Origin of the sequence: Comamonas guangdongensis (assembly GCF_041079535.1) — a bacterium.
GTDB classification, from domain to species: Bacteria; Pseudomonadota; Gammaproteobacteria; order Burkholderiales; family Burkholderiaceae_C; genus Comamonas; species Comamonas guangdongensis.
In genome coordinates, this window is sequence record NZ_JBFYGN010000036.1 from 20,660 (window position 1) to 29,433 (window position 8,774).

Consider the following 8,774-nt stretch of genomic DNA (forward strand, 5'->3'; position numbering starts at 1 on the left):
AGCTGGCAGCGCTTGAAATAGCTAGCACTCCCAGCCGACGAACCGCGATATCCAGATACGACCAGCGCCACCCGCTCACAAAATAGGGGCAGAAAGCTCGACCTCAATCCGTGGGCAGCGGGTTGGCCCCGCCTTCGGCCTTGGGGCGGCGCTGCATGTATTTGAAGGTCCCCGTGGCCTGCACGCACAGCCGGCCCTGTGCGTCATAGATGCGGCCTTCGGTGAAAGCCATGCTCCCGGTGCGGTGCAGCAGCACGCCCTTGCCCACCAGCGGCCCCTTGGCGGCCTGCATGAACGAGGTCTTCATCTCTATGGTGACCACCCCCTGCTCAAAATCCACGCTGCGCGCGGCCACGGCCATGGTCACGTCCAGCAGCGTCATCGAGGCGCCGCCATGCGTGACGCCAAAGGAATTCAGGTGCTCGGGCCGCGGTGTGTAGTGCAGCTCGGACTCGCCGCCCTCCGCCCTGATCAGGGTGAAGCCGAGTTCATGCACAAAGGGGATTTCGGGACCAAAGGACAACACCGCAAGACCTTTCAAATTGGTGGAGCGCCGCGCTGCGGCGGCAAAGCCATGACTGTAAGCGCACCCGAGGTTTCAGACTCCAGAGCGCGCCACAAAAGCTCAGCCGCCCACCAGCGCGCTCACGCCGCCGTCCACCGCCATCCACTGGCCGGTGATGTGCTTGCCCGCGTCGCTCGCATACAGCAGCGTCAGTCCCTTGAGATCTTCGTCGTCGCCCAGGCGGCGCAGCGGCGCATGGGATTTCATCTCGTCCTCGCCCAGGGTCTCGATCAGCACGGCGGCCATCTTGGTCTTGAAAAAGCCCGGGCAGATGGCATTGACGGTGATGCCGTGCTCGCCCCATTCGCCCGCCAGCGCGCGCGTGAAATTGATCACCGCGCCCTTGGAGGTGTTGTAGGCAATGGTCTTCATGCCCGTGGGATTGCCGCCCAGGCCCGCGATCGAGGCCAGGTTGATGATGCGGCCGCTCTTGCGCTCCAGCATGGACAGGCGGGCGATCTGCTGGCTCAGCAGGAAATAACCGCGCACATTGAGGTTCATCACCTTATCCCAGGCCGCGGTCGGATGGTCTTCGGCCGGCGCGCCCCAGCTGGCGCCCGCGTTGTTGATCAGAATGTCCACATGGCCGAGACGCTGCACGGCCTCCTTGGCCAGCCGCACGATGTCGGCCTCGTCCGAACAGTCGGCCGCAATCCAGTCGGCCTCTATGCCCGCGGCCCTGAGCTCGGCCGCGGCCTCTTCCAGATCCTTGGCCTTGCGCGATGTCAGCAGGACCTTGGCACCGGCCTCACCCAGCGCATGGGCCATCTGCAAACCCAGGCCGCGCGAGCCGCCGGTCACCAGGGCGGTCTTGCCCGAGAGGTCAAAAAGTTGCTGCACCGTGCGTGTCATTGGCGTGTCTCCTGCTCGTTATCAAGGTTGTGGACCGGGGCCACTGCCCCTGCTGCAAAGATTGTGCGGCGGCGCAAAGCCGCCCCTTGTCACCTGCGTGTCGGTGCTGTCACGCAAGCGCCAGAACAAGAGATTTTTTCGTTAAGGAATCCCTGAAAACCAGGAGTTTGAGAGGGTATACTTTGTTACAAAAACTATGACATTAGAGTAAGCATGCGTACTTTTTCGGTGTTTAAACGGCTGGGTTTGGTAGTGGGAATTGCGTTATTCACACAGTGCTCTTTGGCTCAAACCAGAGATGTCACTTTTGCCGGAGTAGCCTTCTCAGGTAGTGCAGCCAGTCTTTCTCAGCGTTTTCCGTACTCTCAGCAGTATGAAAAGCAGCTGAAAGCGAGTCGCAGCAGTTCTTACAAGCGGGCGCTGGCCGCAGTCAGCGCCAATACCCCGCAAAATTTCAATCTATCCACTTCACCGATTAGCGACCTCAAGGGAAATGACCAGGCATTGGTTTCTTCGCTGGTTGTGAGTTCGGAAACAGTTTCTGTCGAGCATTTTGGCGATATTCGCAAACTGTTCATTCTTTTGCGAGGCCAAGCATTGTTCTTTGATTTCAAGTCAATGAACGTGGTGCGCTCTTATCCCATTAGCTTTGGCTATGTCGATAATTTTCAGCATGAACCAAGCTCTCAGGAAATTCTGGAGCGCGTGCGCTTGGTGTACGAAGGCAGCGGCGACAAGCCCGGCCTGTTCGCCCGTTATGCCAGCGCTCTGGCAACTGCCACACTGCCCACGCAGGTCTCGCGCTATCTGCAGGTAACCCAAGCCACTCTGACGCCAGAGATGGCCGCGGCCTTGCCCGACTATTTAAAATCCGCACCCGGGGTGCAAGAAACCTGGGCCGCCGACCTCGTGGGCGAGGCCATATCCACTCGCATCGGAGTGCCGCTGGTGCCTTTCAGCAAAGGCCATGCAGTGGGCAACGTGATGTCCATGCAAGTCATGGATGGAGATGTGTTCAACCTGTCCTTGCCCAAGCCAGACTATGAAATCGAAGTCGATTTCAAAAACGTGAAGAAGATCAAGTTCAGCCAAAGTGCAGGCGGTGCTTCGTATGTCTACGGCACTTATGCCGATATACGCATTAAAGAGCCGCTTTCTGGCACGTTTTACCTCAACACATCTTTGAAGAACGGTGAAACCAAGGTGGTTCCTGCTTCACAGACCTATGTGGATGATTTTCCCGCTTATTACGACTCTGTGAATGGCATGTTTGTAAAGCTGTCAGAGACGATTGCAGGAAAGGGCGGCAACTGGATAAAAACAGCGGCCTCCGCCACCGATATTGACAACCAAATTGCGTCTACTTCGAAACTGATGAATCTATGCAAGTAATCAAGAAATTTCTGATTTGGTCATGCATTGCCCTGTTTGCAGGCAATGCCCTGGCCCAAGTACAGCAGGCCAAGGGCAAGGCCTCGGTGACCTACCAGGGCTGGTCTGCATCGGCGGACGACAAAGCCAAAGCCACCATGGCCGCGCAGCTCAAGGCCATCGAGTTTTACTACGCAGAAGCCGGTCAGTCGGAGGCAGAGAATTTCGATGCCATCCGCGAAAAAATCATGGCTGCGCCAGATCGCTACATTCTCGACTCCACCATCCTGGCGGAAGAAGAGAACAAGGACAAAAAGCAGTACACCGTGACGGTGCGTGTGGCCTTGAACGTTGCCAACCTGCGCAACGCGGTCAAGTCCAACTCGGCCGTGGTCAAGGGCGGTCCTGCGGCGCGTTCGCCATTGGCCTTTATGTTTGTCTCGCGCCAGGTGGAAAGTACCCGCAGCTTTGACGACCGCGTCTACAAGCGCGTGGACGAAAAAGCCGACTTCAAGGCCAATGCCCAGGTCTCGGAAAAGGGCTCGGAAGGCGAAACCTTTGGCCGTGGCCAGATCGGCACCAATGCCTCGGTGTCGACCAAGGCTTCGGGCTCCATGCAGCGCTCGGCTTCGATTGAAACCGGCGGCAGCACCACGCGCCGCGCCAGCGACTCGACTTTCCGCCTGTTGCCCAGCGCCAATCTGGGCCAGGTGTTTACCTCCAACTTCACACGCGCCGGCTTCAAGGTTTCGGAGGCCGCCATGATCGAGCCCTATACCGGGGGCAAGTTCAAGGTCGCTACGGTTGAGAACGACTACAAGTCGGGCATGGATCTGAAGCCTGCGACCCTGGCCTCGCTGGTCGATGGCATGCGCGTTGCCCAAATTCCCTATGTGGCCCTGGGCACGCTCGACGTGGGTCTGGCTGACACCGACAGCAACACCGGCCTGATGCGCGTGAGCGTGACCGTGAACGCCAAGCTGCTGGACATCTCGCAAACCATTCCTGACACCATTGCCTCGGTCGGTCCCGTGCAGTACGCCGGTATCGGTCCCACCGAAGACGAGGCGCGTAACAACGCCCTCAAGCTGGCAGCCAACAACGCCGCGCGCGAACTCACCAGCCAGATCACCAATCTGGGTGTGCGCTAAACAAGTTTCTGTTCCCCATCTACTCAGGAGATATCGATGAAGAAGATTTTGACTACCGTTGCCGTCGCGTGCGCTGCCTTGGCTATCCCCTACACCGCTTCGGCCCAGTTTTCCATTCCCAGCTTTGGCGGCAGCAAGTCCAGCGCCCCCGCTGCCGACCTCAGCGGCCAACAAACCACGCTGGTGAAGAACTTTGTGGCCGCCAACGTGGACGTACTCAAGGCCAACGCCAAGATGAGCGAAGCTTTGGGCCTGAAGGCCACGGCCGCCGATGCCGAAGCCGTGGCACAGCAGTTGTCGTCCGGCTCGACCTTTGACAAGGACAGCGCCTCCAAGGCCGCCACTGCCGTGGGCGATTCCGGCGGTGCAATTGCGGCGAAACTGGCCGAAAAGCCCCAGTTGGACGCAGCTGCAAAGGTCACCTATACCCAAGGTCTGCTGAGCCTGGCCAAGGGCGCGGTCAGGTACAAGGGACTCGGCCAGGACGTGACATCCATGGGGGACGGCCTCAAGAGCGCACCTCTGACGCAGCTGCCGTCGCTAGGCGGTGCGACCTATGTGGTCTCCCAGTTCCCCACTTCTACCACCGAGGTCATCAAGGCCCTGAAGAACGCCGTGGACTTTGCCAAGAGCAACGGCATCGAAGTGCCCAAAGAGGCAACCAGCCTGCTGTAAGCGACCGACTTAAAAAGAAAGATCTATGCGTTACCACATGATCGGGGCGCTTGCCGCCCTGATGGTGGTTGCCGGGTGCGGCCCAAAGTCCGAAGACTCCGGCGCCCCCCCTGCCCCCACCAGCAGCCCGGCGAGCAGCTCGGTTGTCCCCCCTGCTCCCGACGTTGGCAAGCTCGATAGCGTCACGACCACCGCAATCGGTCTGGGCCAGACCGCCGGCGAAGCCATGGCCGAAGCCATGAAGATGGCGCTATTGCAAGTCAACGGTGCCATGCTCCAATCCGATAGCGTCTCGGCCAAGTACGGGCTGGATGTCAGCCTGAACCAGGACAGCGCTTCGCTGCGTGCCAATGCTTTCGCAGAACTGATCAGGCAGAAGTCCGGCGGCGTGATTCAGAACCTGAAGGTCGTGAGCCTGGAAGAGCCCGGCTTGCTGCCCCCCAAGCGCTTCAAAGCTACTATCGAAGCCCAGATCGCCAAGTTCCAGCCTTCTGCCGATATGCAAAAGCTCAAGGTCGTGATCGGTCCGGTGTCTTTCAGTCAGCAGAATCTGGCCATGGGGGATCGTTCGGTGCCCTCGACCCAGGTCGCGGCCGCACTGCGCCAGCGCGTCAGCGACGCCCTGGTGCAGACCGGCCGCTTTGCGGTGCTCGATCGCGATTTCAGTCCAGCCATAGAGCAAGAACTGGAGATGATCTCCGGCGGTCAGGCCCCCAGCGCCGAGCTCGCCAAGCTGTCGCAGGCAGCCAGCGCCGATCTGGTGTGGAGTGCGCGCATCAACAGCTTTGCCTACAACCGCCACGCGCGCCAGTTGCGTACCAGCGATCGTGAACTGGTCAGCTACTCGGGAGGCTGGTCGCTATCGCAAAAAATGGTGAACGTGGCGACACGCCAGGTCGCCGTGGCGGATTCCCTGCGCGGCTCGGCACCCGATCGTGCAGCCACCACCCTGGGCGCAGGCGTCGATGGCGACAGAATTCTGGCAGACATGACCGACGAAGCGGCCAAGGCCATCGTGGGATCCATACTGCAGCGCACCTTCCCCGTGATGGTGGTGGCCCGCGACGGCACCAACGTGGTGCTGAGCCAGGGCGGGCAGTCCATCCGCGAGGGCGCCCGTTACGCCGTCGCTGCCATGGGCAAGGAACTCAAGGATCCGCAGACAGGCCAGAACCTGGGCCGTATGGAATCGCCATGCTGCGAACTGGTGATCGACCGCGTGACCCCCAATCTGTCCTACGGGCATCTGGAGAATATGCGTACCGACCTGGAAGCCATCGGTGGTCTGCAAGTGCGCGGGGAACTCAAGCACGGCCCAACTGTTGCCGCCGGCGCCAGCCCAATGAACGCAGCAGCACCCAAGCCCGACGCTGCGCCCGGCAACAAAAAGCCTGCTGCCGCAAGGTCTGCCACTCGCGAGGCCGTTGCTGAGCACGACGATAAGTGGTGAACGAATCACGCTCTCCACGCGTCTGTGAGAAGTCGGGTAATCTGCCTCGTCCATAGCGGGCGATCTGCCCTGCATAGCGCGGTAGGCCCATACGGGCCTGCCGCGCCTGAAAAAAATCGGCAATCGCCGCCCCTCAGTACATTCGCCATTGAAACAGCGCTTAGATCGCTTTCAGAAGCAGTTCTATGTGCCAACCGCTAGCGGCCGTAGAACAGTGAACGCCATGTTCCAGCGAACCTTACCCCGTTCAAAGGCTGTTTGGCTGCTGCAACAGGCCTAGTCCCCAAACAGCGACAGCGTACCGCCCCAGGCCCCGCCCTCTATCTCCAGCATGCGCAGCTTGGTCACGGCCCCCTGCCCGCCCGAGAAGCCGCCGGGCGCACGGCCTGCGGCCAGCACGCGATGGCAGGGCACGATGGGCGCAAACGGATTGGCCCCCAGGGCCTGGCCCACGGCCCGCGCCGCACCGGGCTCGCCCAGGGCCGCAGCCACCTCGCCATAGGTGCGGGTCTGACCGGGCTTGAGGCCGCGCGCATAGGCATAGACACGCGCCTGGAATTCCGGCACGCCGAATTCATCCAGGGGAATCTGCGCCAAGGCCGGCAAGGCCCCGGGCTCGGCCAGCTCGGCGGCGCAGGGCCGGTAGGCCTCGCGCATATCGGGCAGAACGCCTTGCTCGCTGGCTTCGGCCGGCAGCCTGACCCAATCGGCATCGCGCTCGCCCTTGACCCCGGCCAGCAGCCGCTGCACCCCGGCGATCGCCTGCCGCGCGAGTGCGGGCAAGGCCTGCGCCGACGTGACGGCCGCATAGACGACGGGAGCATGGCCGGGCTGCAGCGCATGGCGCTTGTGCAGGCCCAGCAACATGCGCTCACGCGTCTCGGCCCAGCTGGCCTCGGGCAGTTGTACGGCCGTGACGGCATGCGCATTCCAGGCCACGGCGCAGACGCCTATGCGCGTGGCAAACAGGGCATGGCCGGGAAACGGCAGGGGAGCGTGGTCATTCATGGCAGCAGTCTATGCACGGTAGAGCCAAGGTCCTCAGAATTTTTTCTATCAACTGGATATAAAAACAGATGTTTACTGTATATTTAAACAGTTTCAACACTGTGGATACACGGACATGCAAGAAGCCACTTTCACCGTTTCCCTCTGCGACTACCCGGAGCTGCCCGAAGACAAGCGCCAGCAGGCCGAGGCCCGCTACGCCCGCGTGCTCGCAAGGCAGTTCGGCGGGGAGGAACAGGTCAACCAGGCCCTGACCCTGGTGCAGGGACTGGAGGACACGCCGCCCGAGGAGATCACCGAGGACGCCAAACTCATGTTCGGCCGCTGGATCAAGGCCGCGCGCGCGGCCGCCGAGGCCGGCCTGCAGGGCATAGGCGGCACGGAGAGCTGCTTTTTCGATGTGCGCTGCGTCTATCACTGAGCCCTGAGCCGCGCGCCGCGGCCGGCCCGGCGGCCGTGGCAAGAATTGCCGCCGCCGTCAGCGGCGCCGGGCCGAACTGCATACACTGTCGCCCTTTCACCGCCGACATATCACTGCGGTCCAGGCTGCGCCTTGCGAAGCCGGCCCGCTACTCTTTTCCATGCAAGCCCTGCTCGACGCCATTGCCCAGATGCCCTACCCCAGCGATGCCCAGCGCATCTTTCACGGCCGGGGCGGCCGCCACCCGGGCTGCGAACAGATCGTGCTGGACGCTTTTCCGCCGGCACTGGTGCTGACCAGCTTTGCGCCACTGGCCGAGGAGCAGCTGAGCCATATAGGCCAGGCGCTAGCGCTGCGCTGGCAGCAGATTGCGCCCGCCGACCAGCCGCTGATCTGGGCCTTCCAGAGCCGCGAGAGCGGCGGCAAGGTAGAGACCCGCGTCATGGCCGGCGAGCTGCCCGACCCCCATGTGGTGACCGAAAGCGGCGCCCGCTATCTGATCAACATCGCGCGCGGCCAGAACCACGGCCTGTTTCTGGACATGGCCGCGGGCCGCGACTGGGTGCGCCAGCAGGTGCAGAACCACCCACGCCCCGAGCGCATGAAGGTGCTGAACCTGTTCGCCTACACCTGCGCGTTCTCGGTCGTGGCCAAGCTGGCCGGAGCCGGCCAGGTGCTCAATATGGACATGAGCAAGGGCGCTCTGGCCACGGGCCAGCACAACCACCAGCTCAACGGCGTCAAAGCCGGCGCCAGTTTCGCGGCCCACGACATCTTCAGCAGCTGGGGCAAGATAGGCCGCGGCGGCCCCTACGATCTGATCATCGTGGACCCGCCCAGCTATCAGAAGGGCAGCTTTGTCGCCACCAAGGACTATGCGCGGCTGATGCGCCGCCTGTCCGATCTGCTGGTACCCGGCGGCCAGGTTCTGCTGTGCCTGAACGCTCCCGAGCTGGGTACGGCCTTTCTGCGCGAGCAGATGGCCGAAATCGCCCCCGAATTGCAGTTTATCGAGCGCTTGGCCAACCCGCCGGTGTTTGCCGATGTGGACGAGGAGCGCAGCCTGAAGGTGCTGGTCTACCGCGAGCCGGAGCTGGCCCAGCCCGCGGACGGGGCAGCCTAGGAATTTCGGAGAAAATGCTCTAAACCCTTACCCACAAGGCGCTAACAGCTACGATTCAAGGAGCAAAAGCAGCTTGCATAGCCCATAAAAAAAGGCTATGTCCCCGTTGAGTGTGGAAAAACGCCGATAGCCGCGAGGAGCATGGCTTGCGGGGTTGG

At 61.8% G+C, this 8,774-nt stretch carries 9 protein-coding genes; 6 read left to right on the forward strand and 3 right to left on the reverse strand.

The features are described from left to right. Positions 1-103: 103 nt before the first annotated feature. Together AB6724_RS20470 and AB6724_RS20475 are read right to left on the reverse strand one after the other, a co-directional pair. Positions 104-526 carry a PaaI family thioesterase gene (locus AB6724_RS20470; RefSeq protein ID WP_369340390.1) on the reverse strand — a complete coding sequence of 141 codons (423 nt, stop codon included), beginning with the start codon at positions 524-526 and terminating at the stop codon, positions 104-106. 99 nt (positions 527-625) lie between these two features. Then, a complete protein-coding gene (locus tag AB6724_RS20475; RefSeq protein ID WP_369340391.1) occupies positions 626-1,417 on the reverse strand; it encodes an SDR family oxidoreductase in 792 nt (263 codons plus the stop codon). Positions 1,418-1,630: 213 nt separating this feature from the next. Between AB6724_RS20475 and AB6724_RS20480 the strand changes: the two genes are divergently transcribed. The 4 genes from AB6724_RS20480 to AB6724_RS20495 are packed head-to-tail and all read left to right on the forward strand — an operon-like array spanning position 1,631 to position 6,064. Beyond that, entirely contained in the window at positions 1,631-2,809 is a 1,179-nt protein-coding gene (locus AB6724_RS20480) for a hypothetical protein (protein ID WP_369340392.1), read from the forward strand. Then, positions 2,800-3,939: a hypothetical protein gene (locus tag AB6724_RS20485; protein ID WP_369340393.1), complete on the forward strand. Its 1,140-nt coding sequence runs from the start codon at positions 2,800-2,802 to the stop codon at positions 3,937-3,939. The genes AB6724_RS20480 and AB6724_RS20485 overlap by 10 nt, the downstream gene beginning before the upstream one ends. 36 nt (positions 3,940-3,975) lie before the next feature. Further along, positions 3,976-4,614 carry a hypothetical protein gene (locus AB6724_RS20490; protein ID WP_369340394.1) on the forward strand — a complete coding sequence of 213 codons (639 nt, stop codon included), beginning with the start codon at positions 3,976-3,978 and terminating at the stop codon, positions 4,612-4,614. 25 nt (positions 4,615-4,639) lie between these two features. Beyond that, positions 4,640-6,064, forward strand: a complete 1,425-nt coding sequence (locus AB6724_RS20495) for a CsgG/HfaB family protein (protein ID WP_369340395.1) — start codon at positions 4,640-4,642, stop codon at positions 6,062-6,064. Positions 6,065-6,340: 276 nt separating this feature from the next. Here AB6724_RS20495 and AB6724_RS20500 read toward each other — a convergent pair whose 3' ends face one another. Then, positions 6,341-7,072 (reverse strand): methylated-DNA--[protein]-cysteine S-methyltransferase, encoded by a 732-nt coding sequence (locus AB6724_RS20500; RefSeq protein WP_369340396.1) that lies wholly within the window; start codon positions 7,070-7,072, stop codon positions 6,341-6,343. 115 nt (positions 7,073-7,187) lie between these two features. Here AB6724_RS20500 and AB6724_RS20505 point away from each other — a divergent pair, with 115 nt between their 5' ends. Together AB6724_RS20505 and AB6724_RS20510 are read left to right on the forward strand one after the other, a co-directional pair. Next, positions 7,188-7,493 (forward strand): hypothetical protein, encoded by a 306-nt coding sequence (locus tag AB6724_RS20505; protein ID WP_369340397.1) that lies wholly within the window; start codon positions 7,188-7,190, stop codon positions 7,491-7,493. Positions 7,494-7,653: 160 nt separating this feature from the next. Then, positions 7,654-8,616 (forward strand): class I SAM-dependent methyltransferase, encoded by a 963-nt coding sequence (locus AB6724_RS20510; RefSeq protein WP_369340398.1) that lies wholly within the window; start codon positions 7,654-7,656, stop codon positions 8,614-8,616. Positions 8,617-8,774 lie beyond the last annotated feature (158 nt).

What these genes read in the sequence shown, in the direction of transcription:
- AB6724_RS20475 (WP_369340391.1), bottom strand. Translation starts at nt 1,417, where the DNA reads ATGACACGCACGGTGCAGCAACTTTTTGACCTCTCGGGCAAGACCGCC.
- AB6724_RS20480 (WP_369340392.1), top strand. Translation starts at nt 1,631, where the DNA reads ATGCGTACTTTTTCGGTGTTTAAACGGCTGGGTTTGGTAGTGGGAATT.
- AB6724_RS20485 (WP_369340393.1), top strand. Translation starts at nt 2,800, where the DNA reads ATGCAAGTAATCAAGAAATTTCTGATTTGGTCATGCATTGCCCTGTTT.
- AB6724_RS20490 (WP_369340394.1), top strand. Translation starts at nt 3,976, where the DNA reads ATGAAGAAGATTTTGACTACCGTTGCCGTCGCGTGCGCTGCCTTGGCT.
- AB6724_RS20495 (WP_369340395.1), top strand. Translation starts at nt 4,640, where the DNA reads ATGCGTTACCACATGATCGGGGCGCTTGCCGCCCTGATGGTGGTTGCC.
- AB6724_RS20500 (WP_369340396.1), bottom strand. Translation starts at nt 7,072, where the DNA reads ATGAATGACCACGCTCCCCTGCCGTTTCCCGGCCATGCCCTGTTTGCC.
- AB6724_RS20505 (WP_369340397.1), top strand. Translation starts at nt 7,188, where the DNA reads ATGCAAGAAGCCACTTTCACCGTTTCCCTCTGCGACTACCCGGAGCTG.
- AB6724_RS20510 (WP_369340398.1), top strand. Translation starts at nt 7,654, where the DNA reads ATGCAAGCCCTGCTCGACGCCATTGCCCAGATGCCCTACCCCAGCGAT.